Annotated in this window: 18 protein-coding genes and 1 riboswitch; of the genes, 1 reads left to right on the top strand and 17 read right to left on the bottom strand. The window is 52.4% G+C overall.

Translation table 11 applies throughout. The annotated features are described in order from the left end of the window. Positions 1-16: 16 nt before the first annotated feature. The 4 genes from RB298_RS12005 to RB298_RS11990 form a co-directional block, all read right to left on the bottom strand. Positions 17-1594: an extracellular solute-binding protein gene (locus RB298_RS12005; RefSeq protein WP_015735900.1), complete on the bottom strand. Its 1578-nt coding sequence runs from the start codon at positions 1592-1594 to the stop codon at positions 17-19. A gap of 125 nt (positions 1595-1719) precedes the next feature. Beyond that, entirely contained in the window at positions 1720-2592 is an 873-nt protein-coding gene (locus RB298_RS12000; protein ID WP_036660892.1) for a carbohydrate ABC transporter permease, read from the bottom strand. An 18-nt stretch (positions 2593-2610) separates the two neighbouring features. After that, positions 2611-3573 carry an ABC transporter permease gene (locus RB298_RS11995; protein WP_096774190.1) on the bottom strand — a complete coding sequence of 321 codons (963 nt, stop codon included), beginning with the start codon at positions 3571-3573 and terminating at the stop codon, positions 2611-2613. Between the two features lie 6 nt (positions 3574-3579). Next, the gene (locus tag RB298_RS11990) at positions 3580-3762 is read right to left on the bottom strand and encodes a tautomerase family protein (RefSeq protein WP_009590941.1); all 183 of its coding nucleotides are present in this window, start codon (positions 3760-3762) and stop codon (positions 3580-3582) included. Between the two features lie 260 nt (positions 3763-4022). On the opposite strand from RB298_RS11990, the gene RB298_RS11985 reads away from it, so the two are divergent. Next, the gene (locus RB298_RS11985) at positions 4023-5216 is read left to right on the top strand and encodes a glycoside hydrolase family 88 protein (RefSeq protein ID WP_486047154.1); all 1194 of its coding nucleotides are present in this window, start codon (positions 4023-4025) and stop codon (positions 5214-5216) included. Between the two features lie 19 nt (positions 5217-5235). On the opposite strand, the gene RB298_RS11980 is transcribed toward RB298_RS11985, so the two are convergent. The 13 genes from RB298_RS11980 to RB298_RS11920 form a co-directional block, all read right to left on the bottom strand. After that, complete coding sequence (locus RB298_RS11980; protein ID WP_486047153.1) at positions 5236-6321, bottom strand: sensor histidine kinase; 1086 nt, start codon at positions 6319-6321, stop codon at positions 5236-5238. Next, entirely contained in the window at positions 6318-7010 is a 693-nt protein-coding gene (locus RB298_RS11975; RefSeq protein ID WP_486047152.1) for a response regulator, read from the bottom strand. Before RB298_RS11975 ends, RB298_RS11980 begins: the two co-directional genes overlap by 4 nt. Positions 7011-7170: 160 nt before the next feature. Then, entirely contained in the window at positions 7171-8004 is an 834-nt protein-coding gene (locus tag RB298_RS11970; protein ID WP_486047252.1) for a sugar phosphate isomerase/epimerase family protein, read from the bottom strand. A 3-nt stretch (positions 8005-8007) separates the two neighbouring features. Next, the gene (locus tag RB298_RS11965) at positions 8008-9081 is read right to left on the bottom strand and encodes a Gfo/Idh/MocA family oxidoreductase (RefSeq protein ID WP_486047151.1); all 1074 of its coding nucleotides are present in this window, start codon (positions 9079-9081) and stop codon (positions 8008-8010) included. 296 nt (positions 9082-9377) lie between these two features. Further along, the gene (gene mglC, locus RB298_RS11960) at positions 9378-10397 is read right to left on the bottom strand and encodes a galactose/methyl galactoside ABC transporter permease MglC (RefSeq protein WP_096774194.1); all 1020 of its coding nucleotides are present in this window, start codon (positions 10395-10397) and stop codon (positions 9378-9380) included. After that, positions 10369-11907 carry a sugar ABC transporter ATP-binding protein gene (locus RB298_RS11955; protein WP_096774593.1) on the bottom strand — a complete coding sequence of 513 codons (1539 nt, stop codon included), beginning with the start codon at positions 11905-11907 and terminating at the stop codon, positions 10369-10371. Before RB298_RS11955 ends, mglC begins: the two co-directional genes overlap by 29 nt. 117 nt (positions 11908-12024) lie before the next feature. Beyond that, positions 12025-13050, bottom strand: a complete 1026-nt coding sequence (locus RB298_RS11950) for a galactose ABC transporter substrate-binding protein (protein WP_452516172.1) — start codon at positions 13048-13050, stop codon at positions 12025-12027. Between the two features lie 201 nt (positions 13051-13251). Beyond that, positions 13252-14250: a substrate-binding domain-containing protein gene (locus RB298_RS11945; RefSeq protein ID WP_486047150.1), complete on the bottom strand. Its 999-nt coding sequence runs from the start codon at positions 14248-14250 to the stop codon at positions 13252-13254. Next, positions 14243-16075, bottom strand: coding sequence for a cache domain-containing sensor histidine kinase (locus RB298_RS11940; protein WP_096774196.1), 1833 nt, complete (start codon positions 16073-16075; stop codon positions 14243-14245). Before RB298_RS11940 ends, RB298_RS11945 begins: the two co-directional genes overlap by 8 nt. Before the next feature lie 7 nt (positions 16076-16082). Beyond that, positions 16083-17717, bottom strand: coding sequence for a response regulator (locus RB298_RS11935; RefSeq protein ID WP_486047149.1), 1635 nt, complete (start codon positions 17715-17717; stop codon positions 16083-16085). A gap of 196 nt (positions 17718-17913) precedes the next feature. Further along, positions 17914-19272, bottom strand: a complete 1359-nt coding sequence (locus tag RB298_RS11930) for an MATE family efflux transporter (protein WP_213578996.1) — start codon at positions 19270-19272, stop codon at positions 17914-17916. Between the two features lie 318 nt (positions 19273-19590). Then, positions 19591-20751 carry a phosphoribosylglycinamide formyltransferase 2 gene (gene purT / locus RB298_RS11925; protein WP_096774198.1) on the bottom strand — a complete coding sequence of 387 codons (1161 nt, stop codon included), beginning with the start codon at positions 20749-20751 and terminating at the stop codon, positions 19591-19593. Between the two features lie 82 nt (positions 20752-20833). After that, positions 20834-20914: riboswitch (ZMP/ZTP riboswitch) on the bottom strand. A 60-nt stretch (positions 20915-20974) separates the two neighbouring features. Next, the gene (locus tag RB298_RS11920; RefSeq protein WP_486047148.1) at positions 20975-21850 is read right to left on the bottom strand and encodes a LysR family transcriptional regulator; all 876 of its coding nucleotides are present in this window, start codon (positions 21848-21850) and stop codon (positions 20975-20977) included. Positions 21851-21933 lie beyond the last annotated feature (83 nt).

Below are 21933 nucleotides of genomic sequence, written 5' to 3'. Positions count from 1 at the left end.
CTAAAACATGCCCCGCCTATTCGAAAGCGTTTTCTTTTTCGTTGTATCGTTTTGTGGCTTCCTCAATAATCTCTTTACCGCCCTTGGACAGATACTCCTCGAGCACCTTGCCGTAGTTATCGATCGGCTCCCTGCCGTATACCATGCGAAGCACATGCTCCAGAATCAGCGGAGGCAGTTCATCCGACTTCGGATTCAGCTCCGGATATTTCACCATCGCCTCCAGTCTCGGGTCGAATTCTATTCCGCGGCGGCCCTCAGTCGATAACATGTTATCAAAAGCATCAATCAGCTCTTTGCCGGAATCGGACAATTCGGACACGCGTTTGTTGTACGTTGTGTCCTGCACCAGCCACAGCCAGTAGTTCAAATAACGCATCTTATCCGCGCCTGCAGCGTCCGTCGGCACCTCGAAGACCGGCTTTCCGTCGGTTACCTGATAATCCTCGCCCTCGATGCCGAAGCTGAAGAACAATTCCGCGTCCTCACTGACCATCCAGTTGAAGAACTTCACGATATCCTCCGCTTTGTCCTTCGCCTTCGCGTTGATGAAGAAGGAACGCGTGACCGGATTATAATGGGCATATCCCCCTTTACCGTCAGGTCCTACAGGCGAAGGAATCAGCGCCACTTTCGCGTCCGGCACATTCTCCTTCAGCTGGGTTCCCCAGATCGGAAGCTCGTTGGCATTCATAGACCACATGCCGGCTTTGCCGCTCGTGACGATGGATTTGAAATCCGCGCTTTCAATGGTCGCGAATTCCTTGCTGATCAATCCTTCCTCATGCATCGTCTTATAGATCTGAATGGCCTGCTTCATATTTTCTTCGTCAAAAAAGGTGGGCTTTACTTGCCCGTCCGGGAATACCTTGAATTGGTTCAGGTAACCCAGCACGTCATAGGCGCCGAAGAAGGTATCGGCATATTTGAAATTCTGACGTCCCGCATAAGGCTGCTCCACACCGGCTTCCTTGAACGCGCGCAGAACCTCCATCGTCTCTTCCACCGTCGTCGGGATCTCCTTGCCTACCTTTTCCAGCAGGTCGGTCCGAATCCACGTGGCCCGTCTGGACGGATTGGACAGGATTTCGGGAATCCCGTAAATATTGCCCGTCTTGGAATCCGTCATCCGCTTCCAGGCTTCCTCGGGGATAAACTTGAGCAGGTCCTGTCCGTGCTCCTGCAGCAGGTCGTTGAGCGGAAGAAAGACTCCGTTCTCCACGGCACCCGCCAGCTCGGGACCGCTGATTCCGCCAGTGCCCTGCACCACATCCGGTATATCGTTCGTTGCGAACATCTGCACCATTTTATCCTGATATTCGTTATGCGGAATGAGGCGGATATCGAGGTCCGTATTCGTCATTTTCTCTAGCTCCAGCACGTACTTATCCTTGTTGATATCCGGATTCTTCTCAACGTAGGAAACGTTAAGCGTCCGCATCGAAATGGAAAATTTCGTGGCTCCCGCTTCATTCCCGCCTTGGCCGTCGCCCCCGGCGTTGGCTCCTCCGCCTCCGCCATTATTGCCCGCACAGCCGACGAGCATGGCCAGCACAAGACCTGACGTAAGCGCACGTGTCCAGCTTTTTCTCATGAATACCCCTCTTTTCAAGCTAATATAGTCGCTTATAATAGCGCTTTCAAACTTATTATCAGTATAGAGAGCCGTCTGGGCGGGAACAAGGAATGTCTTTGGCTCGGTTTGTCGTTTTTTTAGGGCTATTCTTTGATCGACCCGATCATCATCCCGTGAATGAAGAAGCGCTGCAGAAACGGATACAAGAGAATGATGGGCAGCGTGGCTACCAGAATAACCGCCATCTGAATGCCCTGCACGGACTGGGAGCTTGCTTCGAACGCCATGTTGCCCGTATCGGTCAGGCCCTCGTTCACCAAAAGTTCCCTCAATTTTACCTGGAGCGGATACTTGCTGCGGTCATTGATATAGTAAAGGGCATCCATATATTTGTTCCAATTCGTTACGGAATAGAAAATCCCTACCGTCGCCAGCGCCGGCTTGGATAACGGAAGCACGATGCTCCATAAAGTACGGACCTCGCTGCATCCGTCGATTCGGGACGAATCGATCAGTTCGCCCGGAATTTGGGTGAAAAACGTGCGAAGCACAAACAGGTTGAATGCGCTGATCGCCGATGGCAGCATCAAGGACCACAGCGTGTTGACGAGATTCAGTTCGCGCATCAGAATGAATTGCGGGATGAGCGGCGCCGTAAAAATCATGGTCAATAAGATGATAATCATGATGGTTTTCCTGCCGACGTATTCGGGCCTGGAGAGCGGGTACGCCAGCGAAGCGGTTGCTGCCAGATTGATGAAGGTTCCGAATATCGTAATATAGACGCTGATCCCGAACGCCCTCCAGATGGAAACATCGTTGAATACATGCTTGTAGTATGCAAAGGTAAATTCCACCGGCCAGAACATCACTTCTCCGCGATCGATAGCGCCCGGGCTGCTGAACGACTGGGCAATGACATTGAGAAAAGGGAGCAGCATGGTGAGTGCAAGAAAAGTAAGGATGATATAGTTCAATACAAGAAACATTTTTCTGCCTGCACTGTCATATTTCACGTTGGTGGTCACTCCCCTCTAATACAGCGACTCGCCGGTCGCTTTCTTGCTGATGGTGTTTGCAATGGTGATCAGGAACAAGCCGACAACGGACTTGAACACCCCGATGGCGGTGGCATAACTGTACTGAAGCTGCTGCAAGCCGGCTTTGTAAATATATGTGTCCAAAATTTCGCTGGACTGGATGTTAAGCGGGTTCTGAAACACGAATACGCGTTCAAACCCGTAATCCATGAAATCCCCGATCTTGAGCAGGAACAGGATCGTTATCACGGGAAGCAGCGCTGGCAGGGTAATGCTTAGGGTCTGGCGCCATCTCCCCGCTCCGTCGATTTCGGAGGCTTCGTAGAGATCCGGATTGATGCCTGCGAGCGCCGCCAGATAGATGATGGTTCCCCAGCCGACATCTCTCCATAATCCGGAGCCCACCAATACCGTTCGAATGTAGGAATCTTCGCCTAGGAAATAGATCGGTTCGATGCCGAACCACCCGAGCACCACGTTCACGATCCCCGATGATGGGGACAGGATGCCCACAAAGATACCGCTTACAATAACCCATGACAGAAAATGCGGCGCATAGAATATCGTCTGGACAATTTTCTTGTAAACGACCTGGCGAACCTCGTTCAGCAATAAAGCCAGGACGATGGGGGCCGTAAAAGCAAACAGAATGTCATATGTCCCCAGCAGAAGCGTATTGCGCAGAATTTTCAGAAAATCATAGTGCTGGAACATTCGCCCAAAGTGTTCAAGGCCCACCCAGGGACTTCCCGTTACGCCCGCAAACAAATTGTAGTTCTGGAATGCGATCACGGAGCCCATTAACGGAACATATTTGAACAATGCGAAGAACAGCAGTCCCGGCAGCGATATGAAGTACAGCGCCCTGTATTTCCACATGAATCCGAGCAGCTTTCTCCGTTTATCAAGCCTTCCGTCCAGAATCGGGCTTACCGCTGCTTTGTTTGGCTCGGCCATCTGTCATCACCTCTTGTTTCTCAAATGGGCCGGTGCGTTGTCATCTATCGGAATTTCGTCAAACCGGATGCTGATAAATTCAGGCTCCCGGTCAATGATCCGCGACAGCTCCTTTGTAAAAACGTCAACGATTTCGTTCTTCTGCTCATCCGTGCGTCCTTCGTACATTTTAATCGTAATTTGCGGCATCGGCTGATCGCCTCCTTAGGAAATGGATGTGATGAATATCCTTATCCTATAAGTTTTCATGACCGGGCAGCAATGGAGGAAGATCGGTTCCTTTGTGTTTTTTTTAGGTGGATCGGCGGCTTGTGTTTTTTTAAGCTCGGCTTGTGATTTCAACAGTTTTTAAACGGCTGGTCTAGAAATTCGAAGCGTTCTGTGGAACAATGGTTCAAAGCAGATGCCAACACGGGCCGCTCGATGCCATCAGTTATGGGAGGTAAGCGATGAACGGACAAGTGAAGGAAGAGGTAACGACCTATGCGTCGTTATGGGGAAAACTCGAAAAGAAAGTAACGCGCATGACGGGTCAGCTCCAAGGCAAAGTTCCCCATGCCACAAAGAACGGGATCTATGATTCCACCCGGATCGATTGGTGGACCTCCGGTTTTTGGCCGGGGATGCTTTGGATGATGTATGATATGACCAACAAGCCGCAGTATAAGGAAAGGGCTTGGGAATGGGATATTCGGCTTGAAGAGGCGCTGATCGAAGACAGTAACTTTCATCACGATGTAGGCTTTCAATTTCTGCCGACGGCCGTCATCAAATATAAACTGACCGGCGATCCGGATGCCAGGCGGAGAGGATTGTTGGCGGCTACCCTGCTCGCAGGAAGGTATAACCCCGTCGGCAGATTCATTCGCGCTTGGAATCAGGTGAAGCCTACCTCGTGGAACCACGGAAACGAAGGCTGGTCCATCATCGATTCCACCATGAATCTCTCCCTCTTGTTCTGGGCTTCCGAGGAGAGCGGCGATCCGAGATTCGCTCATATCGCCAGAGAGCAGGCCAATACGGTTGCTGAACATTTCATTAGACCCGACGGCTCGGTTCGGCACATCTGCCGGTTTGACCCGTTGACGGGAGAATATATGGAATCGCTCGGCGGGCAAGGCTTTGGACCGGAATCGGCCTGGAGCCGGGGAGCAGCCTGGGCTTTGCACGGGATGGCGAACACCTATCGGTATACCGGCGATATTCGGTATCTCGACGCTGCCAAGCGAGTCGCTCATTTCTTCGTGGCTTCCCTTGAGGAAGATTCCATTCCGCTTTGGGATTTTCGGGCGGAGCGCAAGGATATGGAATCCCCCGATCATGACGGGACGGAAACATCCCCAATGGCACCGGTGCCAAGGGATACATCCGCGGCATCCTGCGCCGCATCCGGGCTGCTTGAAATCGCGGACCTCGTCCCGCAAGCCGAAAGCGCTCTGTACCGCAGCAGCGCCTTGCGTATCATCGACTCTTTGACGAACCGTTACGCCGAATGGGATGACCCGGATTATGAAGGCATACTGAAAGAAGCCACAGGGCATCTGCCTGCCGGACAAAATATAAACGTCTCGCTCATCTATGGCGATTATTATTATGTTGAGAGCGCAGCCAAGCTAATGGGATGGAAAAACCGGATCTTCTGATCCGGTTTTTTTGTCGCGTTTATTTATACTTTTTCGGAATCCGAATATAGAAGCAGCTGCCGCCAACATGCGTATCTCCACTTTCGGCCCACACGTGACCGCCATGAGCGGAAACCAGCTGCTTGACGATGGCCAGCCCCATTCCGCTTCCGCCGCTTAACCGATTCCTCGACTTATCGCCCCGATACAGCCTTTCGAATATATACGGCAGATCGGATTGGGAGATGCCCTGTCCCGAATCCCGAATCCGAATCAGGGCATCGGCCCCTTCGTCCACGAGATCGGCTTGCACCGTACCGCCGGACGGGGTGTAGTGCAAGGCATTGCTTAACACATTGATCAGAATCTGATGCATCCGGTCTGGATCCACCTCGACTGCGATCGAAGAACTGCCGGCATATTGCAAACTCACTTCTTTTTCATGATACATCGCCTTCGCCAACGTGACGGCTCTCTCCATAATATGGCTCAGATCCTGCTCGGACCGGGACAGCTGAAACTCCGGGGATTCCATATCGTGCAGCTCCTCCAGCTCCGTGACGAGCTGAATCAAACGGTCGATTTCATCCAAGCAGGTGCGGAAACGGTCTGCAGTCGGCTCCCATACTCCGTCCTCGAGTGCACGGGTGTGACTCTTTAAGGTGGTTAGCGGCGTTCGGAGCTCATGCGCGATATCCTGCGTCATGTTCCTGCGAAGCTGCTCCTGTTTCTGCAGCTGTACTGCAAGCTCATTCAGCGAAGCACCAAGCCCCGCAATTTCATCGTACCCTCCGGCTGCCACGCGGACATCCCAATCTCCTTGCGTCATCATTTCTGCCGCCCGCTTCATCTGGACGAGGGGAGCCGATATCCTTCTTGCTACATAGATTCCTATTATGGAGGCTATGGCAATCGATAACAGGCAGGTTAAGATAATCGATTGCATCTGCGCCTGCTCCAAATGGTAGTTCAGCTCATCCATTCCGCTGTGTCCGCTGGACTGCTGCTGGTACATCGCGATATGGTAATGGTTCGTCACGATGTTGATCACGGTAAACACGATCAGGATCCCTGCCGTGATGCTGATAATGATGGCGGCGAGCCTCAGGTCTAGGCGATGCTTCAAGCCCCGTCACCTCCGAAGCGATAGCCGAATCCGTAAACGGTGAGGATATATTTCGGCTGCTTTGGGTCGGATTCAATCTTTTGACGCAGATTCTTTATATGCTGATCGATGATGCGGATGTCTCCGATAAAATCGTAGCCTAATACCCGGTCAACCAGTTCCTCGCGAGAGAAGTTCCGCTGCGGGTATTTGGCCAACAGCAGCAGCAGTTTATATTCGCTCGGCGTCAAATTCACGATTTGTCCATGGCTGGTGACCTCATGCTTCATGGAATGGATGACCAATGCGCCTTCATCATATACAATGACGTCCGCGAGCAGCTTGCTGTCATCCCCCCGCCTCAAAACAGCCTTGACCCTTGCCACGACTTCCCGAGGGTCGAACGGCTTCACGATGTAATCATCGGCTCCGATCGCAAATCCGCCGATCCGGCTGCTCTGAGCCACCTTAGCCGTTAACATCACGATCGGGACCGAGCTAAACGTTCGAATTTCCTTGCATATCCGTTCACCGTCCATATCCGGCAGCATGAGGTCCAATAGGACAAGGTCCACGGCTTGTCCTCGCAGGCAATCGAATGCCTCGGCACCGTTCGCCGCTTCCATCGTCAAGTAACGTTCTTTGTTCAAATAAGATACAAGAACTTCTCGAATATTCGGTTCATCATCCACGATTAATATGGTTTTCATTCCGGTATCTCCTTATAGAATCCTTCATCAGTACAAGTCAACTGTAACATAAGTCTCCATTGTAACTGAAACTTGTGAAGATTCCATGAGGATGAACAAGATGGTCCATGAAGCCCATGAGATTGTTGGGCTTCATGGTATACTAATGCATTTCGTTTTATCACGTGGCATTTATAAGAGACTTCAGATAAGAGACGCTTTGCGGCACCTGGCTTTCATGCAAGCCATGAAGAATCAGCGGCCCGTTAAAACGATAAGCGCGCAGGAGCTGAATGTATGCTTCATAATCCAGTTCTCCGGATCCGGCAGCCCTGTACCGGAATCCATCTACAGTCGAATAATCCTTGGCATGAGCCATAATGACATGTTCACCGAGCAGTGACAGCGCTTGATCTACTACCTCTGTCAAAGCCTTTCCGTCGTTCGGGTTGAACAAATTCGCTGCGTCCAGTACCACCTTCAACCGCGGAGTACGCATCGTATCCAGCAGCTGTCTGGCTTTAACGGCATCGCTGATCACATTGGCCGGCTCCGGTTCAACGGCCAGCTCGAGCCCGAATTCCTCTGCTATATTCACCAGTGCCTGCATGGTGATCAGCAGATCATCCCATGCTTCCGGCGAATCGTTGTCCGGATGTCTTCTCCACATATCGATTGGATCCCTCGTCCCTGTGCACAGGGTAATGACCGACGTCCCCATGAAATGGCACATCGCTGCCAAATGGCGAAACCGAAGAATGTCATGCTGCCGTTTCTCCTGATCGGGGTGGATCATATTAAAGGTCCCGGATACGGCCGCCATATGAAGATGCCGATTCTCGCACGCAGCTTGTATATGTGCCGCGGTCCCCAGATCGACGGCCTCCGGCAGCGACGGAAGAGCGGCGCAGGTAAGATTGAACTGGATGACCTCCAATCCGGTTGCTATGACAGCGTCCAAGTTTTCTTCCAGTGTCGGCCTCTCAAACGTCTTGGAGAATATGCCCAATTTCATCACTCATACGCCTCCCGATACTTCAGCCAGCTTTACCGTCTTGCCGCTCTCAACGGATCTGGCGATCGCCGCCATCGCGCGCATGGCTGCTACTCCGTCATCCAGGTTGGCTCCTCGCATGGGCGCCTGCTCCAGAATCGTATCCGCGAAGCCTTCAACCTGCAGCTTGAAGAAATGCGCATCTTCGCCTAGCGGCCTGTGATAACAACCGTCGCGCGAGGAGAACACCTCGACGTCGCTTGACTTGAAGAGCCACGGATTGTAGGTCTTGCCAACAACGCTTCCGTGTTCACCGTAAATTTGAAAGCCTTCATGCCAGTCCATCCGGACGGCGACCGTAAGATCAAGATGCCCTACAGCGCCCGATGCAAACTGAACCGTGACGAACCAGTTATATGCGCCGAATTTCTGCGTATTCCATGCCGTCACGCTCACCAGGTCCCCCCCTAAAAAGCGGGCCGTATCCACCAGATGGCTGCCATGCGTCAGCATGTAATAACGCAGCTTATCGAGCTTCGGATTACCTTCCGGCCTCAGGGCATTAGGACTAAGCCGCACCAACGGCTGCACGTTTTCGGTGACCGTATACCGGTAGGTGGAATCGCAGTACCATGCTTTCAGGGCGAGCATCTCCCCCATCTCTTGCTCAATAAACCGTTTAGCATAAGCGATGCCGGGATCAAAGCGTTTCATGTTTCCGATTTGGACAACACAACCGGAATCCCTTGCTCTCCGCTGCATTTCCTCACACTCTTCTACGGTGACGCCAAGCGGCTTCTCCACGAGAACATGTTTTCCTGCTTCGATGGCTTTAAGGGCGGCTTTCACGTGAAATTGATCCGCGATGCCAATGATGACAGCTTCCACCTCGGGATCTGCCAGCATCTTGTCATAATCCTTGTAGGTTCGTACCGGCTGATGGATTTCGGCCATGCGGTTCAGCAAATCCTCCGCGACGTCGCATATCGCATAAAGGCGTGCATTGCGCGCCCTCCGGCAAGCTTCGAAATGTCCGTACTGCGAAATGGGGCCGCAGCCCAGCACGGCTGCATTCAATGTCGTTCTATTCTCGGCCATGACAGCACCTCCTGTAGTTGATGATTATAAGAAAAACGCCGATCGACGTACTTTCTCAGAAGACAGACCGCGGTTAGAGGATGTTTTTCTTGCGATATCAGGAAGGCCCGTGCTTCGAAGTTTATACTTTCTGATATCTAAAGAAAAACGCCGATCGACGTACTTTCTCGGAAGACAGACCGCGGTTAGAGGATGTTTTTCTTGCGGTTATTGAATTGTTCGGCTCCCTGAAAACTAATAAATTCTATAATCTATGGCAAAAGCCGCAGGATATACTCCTGCGGCTGCATTCCCTCTTATTTTTTTGCCATGTATTTGCGAATGTCAAATGCTACCGCTGCTACGATAATAAGCCCTTTGATGATCAATTGCCAATAGGGACTGACGCCGATAAAGGTTAACCCGTAATTGATAACGCCGAAGATCAGAACCCCGGCCATCACGCCGGGCACCGTGCCGATGCCGCCAGCCGTGGATACGCCTCCGACCACGCATGCCGCTATCGCATCAAGTTCATACATGTTGCCATAGTTGTTGGTCGCACCACCGGTTCTTGCAGCCTCCAGCACGCCGGCGATGCCGTACAGTGCACCGGAAATAGCGTAGATCGCGATGAGATTGCGAGCGACATTGATCCCCGATACATGCGCAGCTTGCACGTTGCCGCCAATGGCATACATGTTTTTGCCGAGCCGGGTCTTGTTGAAGATGACCCAGCAGATGAACGCAACAAAGATAGCGATGATGACGATGTAAGGGAGTGAGTAACCGCCGCCGAAGTCGATGTAGCCGCTGCCCCACACGGTAAAATCCGGTCGTAAGCCGCCGATCGGCTGGGACTGGTTCGGCTCCATATCAAAATAGATGGAATTGACGCCGTAGATCCCGACCATCGTACCGAGCGTCGCTATGAACGGCGGCACATGCAGCTTGGCAACAATGAAGCCATTGATTAGACCGACGACAAGCCCCGCTACGATACCGATCAGGATCGGCAATAGAACCGATACCTGGGGCAAATCCGGGAAAAAGCGGTTCGCATAAACCTCCGTTTGCAGCATCGAAGCCGATACGACCGCGGTTAAGCCTACGACGCGACCTGCGGAAAGGTCTACCCCGCCAGTGATCAGAATGAATGCCGCTCCCAGCGCGATGATCAATCTGGTCGAGGATTGCTGCAGGATATCCCGCAATGTGGAAAAGGCCAGAAAGTTGGGATCTGCGACGGCAATCCCGATGACGAGCAGTATCAATACTACGAATATGGCGCGCTGCGCCAAATAATCTTTAACCTTGACGATGGCTTGCGTATTCATCGACTTCCCCTCCCGGATCGGCCGACCGCTGCTGTGCGGCCAGCCGCATGATTTCCTCTTCGCTTGCTTCCTGCCCTTCCAGAATTCCCGTCATCCGCCCTTCGCTCATCACCATGATCCGGTCGGACATTCCGAGCAGCTCGGGCATCTCGGAGGAAATCATAATGATGCTCTTCCCTTGCGTCGCCAGCTGCGTAATGATGGAATAAATCTCGAACTTGGCGCCCACATCGATCCCGCGGGTCGGCTCATCCAGCAGCAGGATCTCGGGCTCCGTAAGCAGCCATCTCGCCAGCAGCACCTTCTGCTGGTTCCCGCCCGACAGATTTCGAATCTGGGTATTGACCGACGGCGTCTTGGTTCTCAGCTTCTCCACGTTCGTTCGCGCATCCTCGATGCCTCTGCGTTCATTCAGCAGGAACGCCCAATTCTGATACCTTCGAAGATTGGCAATGACCGTATTCTCGTAGACCGAGAGTACCGGGAATATGCCGGTGACTCTACGCTCCTCCGTCAGCAGTGCCATGTTGTTTTTCTTCGCATCGGAAGGCGACTTGATCTTCACTGGTTTCCCGTTAATCGATATGGTTCCGGAGGCCACCGGACGAAGCCCGAAGAGAGCCTCAACCAATTCCGTGCGCTGAGCGCCGACAAGGCCGCCAATGCCCAGAATCTCGCCCTTTCTCAGCTCGAAGGATACATTCTGAAACGAGTTCGGATTAGTGGAGCTTAATTGGCGGACCTGCATCCGGGTTTCGCCCGGAATGTTCGTCCGTTCAGGATAGCGCTCCGTCAAATCCCGTCCCACCATACGGGTAATGATCAAATCGGTCGTCAATTCTCCTGCCTGCCAGGTTCCCACGTACTTCCCGTCCCGCATGATCGTGACATCATCGGATATGCGCAGAATTTCTTCCATTTTGTGCGAGATGTAGACGATGGACACGCCCTGCGACCGCAGCCTGTTCATGATGCTGAACAGATGCTCCACCTCGTTCCCGGTCAGAGATGAGGTCGGTTCGTCCATTACGATCACTTTGGAGTGATAGGAGACCGCTTTGACAATCTCAAGCGATTGGATCTTGGACACAGAAAGCGCTCCTGTCCTTGCTCTGGGATCAATATCGATATCAAGCTCGCGGAACAGCCGGAGCGTGTCCGCTGCCATCTGTTTCTCGTTCACGAATTTCAAGGGCCAGAAGCCCGTCATCGGAAATCTTCCCAGCCATATATTCTCCATCACATTGCGGTGCGGCACGGGATGAAGCTCCTGATGAATCATGGATATTCCGTGATTTAATGCATCCTTGGAGCTGTTGATGGCGACCTTGTCGCCGTTTAAGTAAATGTCGCCTTCATCAGGCTTGTAGATGCCGAACAAACATTTCATCAGCGTTGATTTGCCGGCTCCGTTCTCGCCCATGAGCGCATGCACGGTTCCGGGTCTTACCTTGAACGTTACGTCGCTTAATGCCTGAACGCCTGGAAACGCCTTCGATATATTCCGCATCTCCAGCACATACGATTCCGCCACTTTGAATACCTCCTTCGCTTTTCCGGGCCAAAAGGGTCCAATATAAAGGGACAACGCTACGATGAGCCGCTGCCCCTTCTTATAACCATGCCATTATTTCGCGTCGGCGATATTGTCCTTCGTTATTTTTTTGTAGGCGATCCACACGTATTTACCGTCGGTAATATCAAAGCCGGTATTCTCCTTGTTCGGCGTTTCCCCTTTGGAAAGCGCGGCCGCTATGGCAACGGAAGCTTTGCCCTGGCTCTTGGCGTCGTTAAGCACGGTTCCGAGAAGGGTGCCATCTTCCAGCGCCTGGACGGCGGGAGCCGTCGCATCGACGCCCACGACCGGCATGTACTTGTCGCCGCTGAAATAACCTGCCGCTTTCAAAGCCTCAATCGCTCCGAGCGCCATATCGTCATTGTTGGCCAGCACCGCTTCAATCTTGTCGCCATGGGACGCGAGGAAGGTTTGCATCTTCTCCTGTCCTTTCACGCGGTCCCACATAGCGGTATCCACCGCAAGCGCTTCCACTTCAATGCCGGCGTCTTGAATCGCCTGAACGGAGAATTTGGTCCGCAGCTCGGCATCCTGATGGCCCGGCTCCCCCTGCAGCAGCACATACTGCAGCTTGCCGTCCCCGTTCTTGTCTGCCTTCGGATTCGCTTTCCAATAATCGACGATCAGCTGTCCGGAGATCGTGCCGGATTCCTCCGCCTTCGCCCCTACGTAATAAACCTTATCCCATTTGTTCATGTCTTCCGCGATCGGCTCCCGGTTCAGGAAAACCACCGGCGTATTGGCGGTTTTCGCCTTGTCGATAATGACGCCCGCTGCCGTGCGGTCCACGGGGTTGATAATCATGGAGCTGTATTTTTTCGAGATAAACAGATCGATTTTCTCATTCTGGGTCGGCTGCGCATTTTGACTATCCACGATATCCAGTTTGGCTACGCCATTCGCTGCATCGGACATCGCATTCCGAACGCCTGTCATAAAGGTATCGTCGAACTTGTAAATCGCCACCCCGACTTGAGGCGTGCTGCCGCCTGCGGCGTCGCCGCCCGTGCTATCGCTGCCGGTTGAACTGCTCCCGCCGTTGTTGCATGCCGCCGTGGCGAGCATCATGCCTGCCATAAGGACAAACAGCCATTTTTTCTTCACTTGGGTTGACCTCCCTGATTCATTCGATATTTCAGTGCTGGCTGCGGAACTCCGAAGCCGTATCTCACTGACTACCGCCATTATGCCGGAATGACCCTGATATTCGAATTCAAAATCCTGCTGATTTCTAGCAAAATTCTCATCATTTACCGATTGGCTTCGCGACTTCCTTAATTACTTCACAAATGGAAACAGCACCTTTTGATTATCCATCCAGAACATATTGTCGGCATCGATCACCTTGGTCTCAAGCACGATCGGCTTATCATATCTCGAACCGTCCATGACCTTCACAGCCTGCTCTACGCCCAAGTAGCCCGTGCTGAATCCGTTCTGTACCACGAGTTTATGAAGGACGCCATCCTGAAGAAGCTGAAGCTGTTCCAGATCGCTGCCGAAGGTGACAATCTTGATCTCACCTTGAACCTTCCGCCTTGCGACTTCTTTTGCCGCTCCCAAGGAAGCCTGAATATCGAGTGCCAGAATTCCGTCGACGGCGCCCTGATCCAGCAGCTGTTTGGCGGCCTGCCAGCATGCATCCTCGCGTTTGCCGCAAGCCGCGCCACCCGCTATTTCAATTCCGCCGATATCTGACCATGCCCGTTTGGCTCCCTCTTCGCGGGCGATCAAGTCGGGGTCCTCCCTGTCGGAACGCAGGATGGCCACTGTACCCCGACCTTCAAGCAAGTCGGCCAGCTGCTCGCCCGCCTTGCGTCCGGCAGCTTCATTATTGATCGCGATCGCGGATAAGATGCCTGTGGTCATTCGTTCATCATTCAATGCAATCACGGGGGTACCCGCTGCCGCTGCCTTATCGCCTAATTCCTGCAGCACTGCCTCCGATGCCGGGTCGATCAAGATCGCGGAGGCGCCCTTCTCCAACATCTTCAAAGCGGCCTGCAGCTGCTCATCCTCATCGTCGCTAGGCTCCAGGGAAACATAATCGAGCGCCAATCCGTATTCCTTGGCGGCCGCCTCGGCGCCTAAACGGATCGCATCCCCCTGCTCTTCGGCGTGTACGGGAGCCACAAGGGCAATATGTTGAAGCCCGGGCTCCTCATCCGGGTCCGTATCGGATGAACACGATGTTAAGAGGATCAGGACAGCGACGAGTGCAGCGAAACAGCCCCTAGGTCCAATCGGTAACCGCAGCGGCCGAATAGTTCTAATCATGCTCGCGTTCCTCCTCGTCCATATCGTGAATGACCGGAATCCGTATGCGAACGGTAGTGCCCGCCTCCTGCTCGCTCTCGAATTCCAGCCCGTACCGTTTGCCGTAATACAGGCGAATTCGGTCATGGACATTTCGAACGGCCACGCCGGAACCGGCCGTATTGATAAATTGTGCCGGGTTATGAGGCGTCTCTTTAGCGTCCAAGATTCCTTCAACCATCTCGGGCGTCATCCCAACCCCGTTATCCGTAACCGTCATTTCCAACAATTCGCCTTTTACGGCTGCCCCTATGCGAATATGCCCCTGATCCACCATATACTCGATGCCGTGCACGATGGCATTCTCGATTAAGGGCTGAAGCACCAGCTTGAGGGTGTAACAGGATAGCGCGGCTTCGTCCGCTTCGATCGCAAAATCGAATTTCTGTTTATATCTCATCTGTTGTATGGTCAAATAATGCCGTGCGTGCTCCAGCTCTTCCCGGACGCTTATCGATGTCTTCCCTTTGCTCAAGCTCAAGCGAAACAGCTTCGACAAGGAAGTAATCATCGTAATGACCTCCTCCTTCTTGCTCATTCCTACCATGCGAACAACCGAATTCAGGGTATTGTACAAAAAATGAGGGTTGATCTGGGCCTGCAAGGCTTCCAGCTCATATTTACGCTTCGATTCCTGCTCCTTCACAATCTGTTTCATGAGCTGCCTGATCTTATTCAGCATCAGGTTGAAACGGCTGGACAGCTGCACTACTTCAAGCGGTCCCTGCAACGGGAGCTCCACGTCGAAATCGCCCCGTTCCACGGCTTTCATCGTTCGGCCCATGCGGCGGATGGGCCGGGTGAGCATGGCCGAAAGAATCAGGGATACCGCGATGGCCAGCACCAAGACTATGGCAACCACCCGGACCAAATAACGGTTGACCTCTTCTCTTGTGGTCATGATCTCATCCAAATAGGATACGCCCACGATTTTCCAGCCAATGTTGACGACCGATTTGACCGTATTGAGCCGCTTGACCCCATCCGATTCATCAATGTAGCTCTCCGAAGAGGTCAGCGCCCGCTCAACGCTCTCATTCCGAAGCCCCATGTAGATTAATTGCTGCTGCGGATGGTACACGATATTTCCCGCTCCTTCGTCAATGATGTACGCATACCCGCGCTTCCCCAGACTGATGCGGCTGCTCAGCTCGTCGATCTTCTTGAAGTTGATATCCACCAGCAGAATGACGTACATCGGCTCCCCGTCATGAACGACCGTAATGCCTTTGCTCATCGTGACGACCCATTCAAACGTTTGGTCGTATAAATTCTGAACATGGGGCAGCGAGAAGCTCAGATGGTCGGAGACTCTCATGGCCGAGTGAAACCAGCTCTGTTCCGTCACCTTGGCGCTGGGCTTGACCGGAATGGCCGGATGGTTCCGCAGCATGTCGCCCTGATCATTAAACAAAGCGATGGAGACGATGTCATCTCGGCTTCGCATGATCGTATCGAGCTGTTTTGTCACCTGTTCATCGTCCCACTGCCCGTCTGCCAGCATATTTTCCTCGATCGCCCGATACAGCTGCGCCATCCCGTCCACGTAATCCTCGAGATTATAGCTAACCTGGTCCACGATTTGCTGGGCATTCAGGAATACGCTTTGCTCTGCCGATCGCGAGAATTTATTGAAGAGCAGTACGGCTACCACGATCACAATGAGCAGAATGAACGCCGAGAAGGACCACATGATGATGGATTGAATGCTGTGCGCCCGGAATCGCTTAACCCATCGTTGAACAAACGGTAGGACCGAGTATCGCTTCGTATACGTGATTTTCACCGATGCCCTACCCCCTCGCTTGTGCCCGATATTCCTTAGGCGAAACGCCGACCTGCTTCTTGAAGCTGAAGCTGAAATAATTCGGATCGGCAAACCCGACGCGCTCCGCGATTTCGAAAGCCTTCAGGTCGGTGGATCGTAAAAGCTCCTTGGCCGTTTCCATCCGCAGCTGCATTAAGTACTGCACATAGGTCATTTTGAGCTCTTTTTTGAATACGCCGCTAAAATAGCCTGTGCTGATATGCAGGTGCATGCACAGCTTCTGCAGCGATATATCCGGGTCGCCGTAATGCTCCCGCGTGTATTGGAGCGCTTTCTCCACGATGTCTTTATAGGCATGCTGCCTAGAGCTGGAGATTTGCTTGCGGATGGCCAAACTGACATCCTGAAGCCAAGCTTTAGCCTCCTGTAGTCCGGAAAACTTGAAGATCTCGGCATGCAGCTGATACCCCGCTCCAAACATCTCCTCAAGCTCGATCCCGGATTCTTTAGCCGTTCGAAGTATGGCCGTTACGACTTCCAGGAGATAGATCTGAACCTCTTGAATCGTGCAGGATGCTCCGATCAGCTCATCGAATATGTGCGTAATCGCTTCACTTAATTCCTCCGCGGTTCCGAGCTTAAGATTGCGGATCAGCGCTTGCTCCTGCAATTCGTCCAGGCGGACCCCTTCCTGCCTCGGACTCTCCACGTCATCGATGAAGATGACTTTCTCGGCGCCGAGAATCAGCCGGTAGTCCAGCGCCAGCAGCGCATCCTGGTAGGAGTGCTTAAGATCGGACAGTGTCCGGACCCTGGAACCCACGCCGATCGTAACCGGCAGCTTCAGATAGTGAAGAATGCTTTTGAGCAAACGGTCCAGTGCCACCTGCAGGTCGCCAAACCATGACTCGTCCTCGCAGCCGTCATTCGTAATCAAGAACACGATGCTATCCTGATATATGAATGCGCTTCCAAAAGAAAGGGGATCCATCAGCTCTTTCGCAATGTTCAGCATGGCGTGCAGCATCAAGTCCATATCGCCGGAATGTCGCAGGGAGCTTGATGGAGCACTCTCCTTATGCTCAGCTGCCGGATATAAAGCCAACACCGCGGCGAGATAACAGGCGCCGTTCAGCGGAAGGCCGTAATTCCGAGTTTTCTCCTCAATGATGGACCGGGGCAGTTTTCGGGTTAACAGCGAAGCCAGGAATGATTCCCGAAGCAAAGGCAGGCTTGTCCGGTAATGCTCCTTCAATTGGCGCATGTCCTCTCGCTCCGCCACCTCCATATCGATTTTGTCCTTGATCTTGCCTAATAACTCCATGAAGCTTTCGGCAGAGAACGGCTTGAGCAAATACTCATCCACGCTGAGCGTAATCGCTTGGCGTGCGTAATCAAATTCGTCATAGCCGGTCAAAATCACGATTTTGCACAGCGGCTGATGCTCCCTTAGCCATGAGGCCAGCTGCAGCCCATCCTGAAAGGGCATACTGATATCGGTAATAACGACATCCGGCTCCAACCGCTCCGCAGCCTCCACGGCCTCTCTTCCGTTCTCCGCCGTCCCCTTGATCTCGAATCCGCAGGCTTCCCATTGGATTTCCTGAACGAGGCCTTCTCTCACATCGGCTTCATCATCCACTAACAGCACTTTATACAATGCGACCCCTCCCGTTTCTGTCCTGTTCGGTTGCAAACTGAATCTATAGTGATCTTACCTCGCCGCGCCAAAATTGGGAATCTTCCACATTATGTTTTTTGCAACAAAAAAAAGAACGAATGCTCGACTCCAGCGAAACAGCGCTTCCCTGTTCCTGGAGTCATGATTCGTTCCGAAATCGATTGTGCAGCATTCCTTACGCCTGAACGGGTACTGAGACGGGTTTTACCGGCGTGCTCAACCTCTTGATGCTCAGATAGTAAGCGATGCCGAGCGGGATGACGGCGCCCAGCCAAGCCAGCGGATTTGCCAGGCTTGCACCGAGGAAGCCGATCTGCGCGGTCAGGAAGATAGCAGCCAGTACCCGCATGATCAGCTCCATGATGCCCGCCACAGTGGGAATTAAGCTCTGACCAAGCCCCTGAAGCGTGAAGCGGTAGATGAAGAGCAGCGAAAGAAGCAGATAGGTGCTGCCGTTCGATAAGAAATACAGCCTGCTGAGCGACAGCAATTCCTCTTGGCCTTGACCCACAAAAAGGCTGACGGCGGCAGGACCCGCGAATATAACCAGCAGGCCCACGGCGATGCTGAATGATCCCGAGAGCCAAATACACTGCTTAACCCCCAGTTTGATCCGGTCTATGCGATTCGCTCCGAAGTTCTGAGCGGCAAAAGTCGCCATCGTAATCCCGAAGGAACTCATCGGCTGCGTGGCGAGCATATCAATCTTCTGTGCAGCGGTATAAGCCGCAACGGCTGATGCCCCGAGACCGTTTAGCGTGATCTGCAGAATAATGGCTCCGATGGCGATAATGGAGGCTTGGAAGCCCATCGGAAAACCTACCCACATATGCTGGCGAATAAATTTCCAATCGATGGACCAGTCGGCATTCTTGAATTGAAGGAGCGGGACCTTCTTATGAATGTAGATCAGACAGAGCAGGCAGGAGAACAGCTGCGATACAACCGTGGCAAGTCCGGCTCCGGCGACTCCCATCTTAAATACGAGAATGAATAAGAGGTCGAGCACGATGTTCAGAATGCTTGCAACGACCAGGAAGAGAAGCGGCGTCCGGCTGTCGCCGAGAGCGCGGAGCAGGTTAGCCAGCAAATTAAACAGAACGGCCGCGCCGACGCCCCAGTTAATGACGATCAGATACGAATACGCATCATCCAAAATTTCGGCAGGGGTGTTCATCATGACGAGGACGGGTCTCGTAAATATAACGCTCACGATGGTGAGGAATACCGTGAACACCAGACTGATCCATATACTCGTTCCCACGCTTTTGCGGACGCCTGCGATATCCTTAGCTCCAAAACGCTGTGCCGTTATGATAGACAAGCCAGCCGTCAAGCCTTGTGCAAAGCCGATGACAAAAAACAAAATGCTGCCTGTCGAGCCAACGGCTGCAAGTGCGTTCACGCCAATGGTACGTCCCACGATAAGGGTGTCCGCCATGTTGTAAAATTGTTGAAAAATATTACCGATCAAAAGCGGGATGGTAAACATGATAATCAGCTTGATCGGACTTCCTTGCGTCATGTCTCTCATGTAGATTCTCCTATGCCGTCAATAAACGTTCCTCTAGAGATTTATTTGAAATATTATGCTTCAAACAGCGCTTATCGCATCGAATGGAAACATTATAATGGGTGAGGGTCGTTTGTATTCTTGTGTATCTTATCATGAAAGAACATAAATTTCTCCCTATTTATTCCCGAAATCAAAACTAAAAGCAAGTACTCGTCATTAGAAGAGTCTGTACCCGATTTGGATCCCTGATTTCTCTATAACTGAAAAGGCCAACCGGTCATTTCGGTTGGCCTTTTCAACATGATGACATGTGATATCCCTATGGAATTCCGATGTTTATGCCTCTTCGACGGCAAGCTTATCCAAGGCCAGCTTCGCACGTGACCGCGCTTCTTCGACATCGCCGGCGGTTGACAGCGCGACTGCTACTCGTCTTCCGACCTTGGTTACCGGTTTGCCGAACATGCGAAGCTGCGTATTCGGAACGGCCAGCGCTTGATCGGCGCCTGTAATCGTATAGTCTTCCAGCTCTCGGCCGGCTTTCAGGGGGCGGCTGGCTCCCGGCGTGATCAATTCGATCTCTGGTATCGGAAACCCGAGAATGGCACGGACATGAAGCGCAAATTCGGATAGATTTTGCGTGACCAGCGTAACCAGCCCAGTATCATGCGGACGCGGGGATACCTCGCTGAAGTACACCTTATCCTCGGCCAAAAATAATTCAACGCCGAACAAGCCGTATCCGCCAAGCTCGTCGGTAATCTTCCGCGCAATATATTTAGCTTCCTCGATTTGCGCTTCAGACATGTCGTGCGGCTGCCACGATTCGATATAATCTCCGCTTTCCTGAATATGCCCGATCGGCGCACAGAAGCTTGTTCCATTGACGGAGCGGACGGTCAGAAGCGTGATTTCCGACTGGAATGAAATGAATTCCTCAATGATCACCCTTCCGTTCTGAACGCGGCCGCCTTCCATGGCGATGTTCCAGCAGGACTCGATATCCCCTTCCGAACGGCACACGCTTTGACCTTTGCCGGAGGAGCTCATCAACGGTTTGATCACGCACGGAAAACCCATGTCCAGGACAGACTGCTTGAATTCCTCATAGGTATCGGCAAATCGATAGTCCGCAGTCGGCAGTCCCAACTCCTCTGATGCCAACCGGCGGATCCCCTCACGGTCCATCGTAAGCTTTGCGGCTCTGGCGGTAGGAATCACCCGAAACCCCTCATCCTCCAGCTTCACCAGCTCCGCAGTAGCCAGCGCTTCAATCTCCGGAACGATCAGGTCCGGCTTTTCCAACTCAATAATAGCGCGCAGCTTCTCTCCGTCCAGCATATCGATCACATGGCTGTGATCGGCAACGTGCATGGCAGGAGCATCGGCATAACGATCGACGGCTACGGTTTGGACACCCAATCGTTGTGCTTCAATTACGACTTCTTTCCCTAGTTCTCCGGATCCCAGCAGCAATATTTTTTTCGTTTTGAACATCGTTGTTTTATCCCCTTTTCATAGTTTCAGAGACGATAGAAGCCCAAGAAAATAATAAAGAGGTAAGGGAAATAAACTCCCTTACCTCTGCCCAGGCGTACGGCCGTTGTCATTCATGTGCTCCCTCATGGTTCCCCATGCTACGCCAGTCACACATAAACCTATACATTGTTACATAAATGATACTGAATCTTTTCGTTAAATGCAATATCAGCCTGCGTCCTTAGGATTTAGACTTCAACATTTCGATCATATCCTGAAGCGAGTGTGACAGCCACTTCTTAGGATGAACGACAATCTGGATGTCCAGTCGAATGTCAGGGTGTTGAAAGGGAAGAACCGCCAGCTCTCCCCTCTTGATTTCCTCCTCTGCTACCATTCTCGGCAATAGGGAGATGCCGGTGCCGGACATGATATATCTTTTGATTGCCTCGGGGTTGCCCAATTCCAAACCAATACGGACGGGAGCTCCGCTGGCGCGCAGCACTTTTTCCAACATGATTCGGTAATTGCAAGTATCCTCGGTCATAATCCATTCGTAATCAGCCAGATGCTCCAGTTCGATGACGGGCAACCTGCGAAGCGGATGATCCGGATGGGCAATCAGATGGAGGGGCTCTTCCCGGATCGAGATCCAATTCAATGAAGTGTCTTCCGGTTTGTTCTCCAGAATAAGCCCGAGATCGTACTCGCCCTCTCTTACCTTACTGACGATGCTATCTTCACGATCCGTTTGCAAGCGGATGGCAAGATCTTCATGCTCCTGTCTTAGCCGATGAAGGACGGATGGAAGAAAATATGCGGCAAGCGAATCGATCGCTCCAATCGATAAGATGCCCCCGCCTTGTTTCGTCAGCTTTTCCTTAGACTGCTGGAACAGATCCAGCATTTGGACAGCATACTTGAACAGCTCCTCCCCTGACTTCGTCAGTCTCAGGCCTCTGCCATACCGTTCAAACAGCTTGACGCCGTACTCCTTCTCCAGCTTCTGGATCTGGGTGGTAACGCTGGATTGTGCATAACCCAATTCGTCAGCGGCTTTAGTAAAGCTCTTTCGAACAGCAACCTCCCTGAAGGTTTGCAGATAGCTCAGTTCCATCGCTCTCTCCTCATCAATAATATTGATAATAACTATCTAATATTATAGATAACCCCGATCCCGATTCCCATGGTAAAGTAAAG

The sequence above is a fragment of the Priestia sp. BR_2 genome (assembly GCF_041954005.1).
GTDB lineage: Bacteria > Bacillota > Bacilli > Paenibacillales > Paenibacillaceae > Paenibacillus_AQ > Paenibacillus_AQ lautus_A.
Note: the sequence above shows the minus strand (reverse complement) of the source record. Positions and strands in the feature narration are given on the sequence as shown.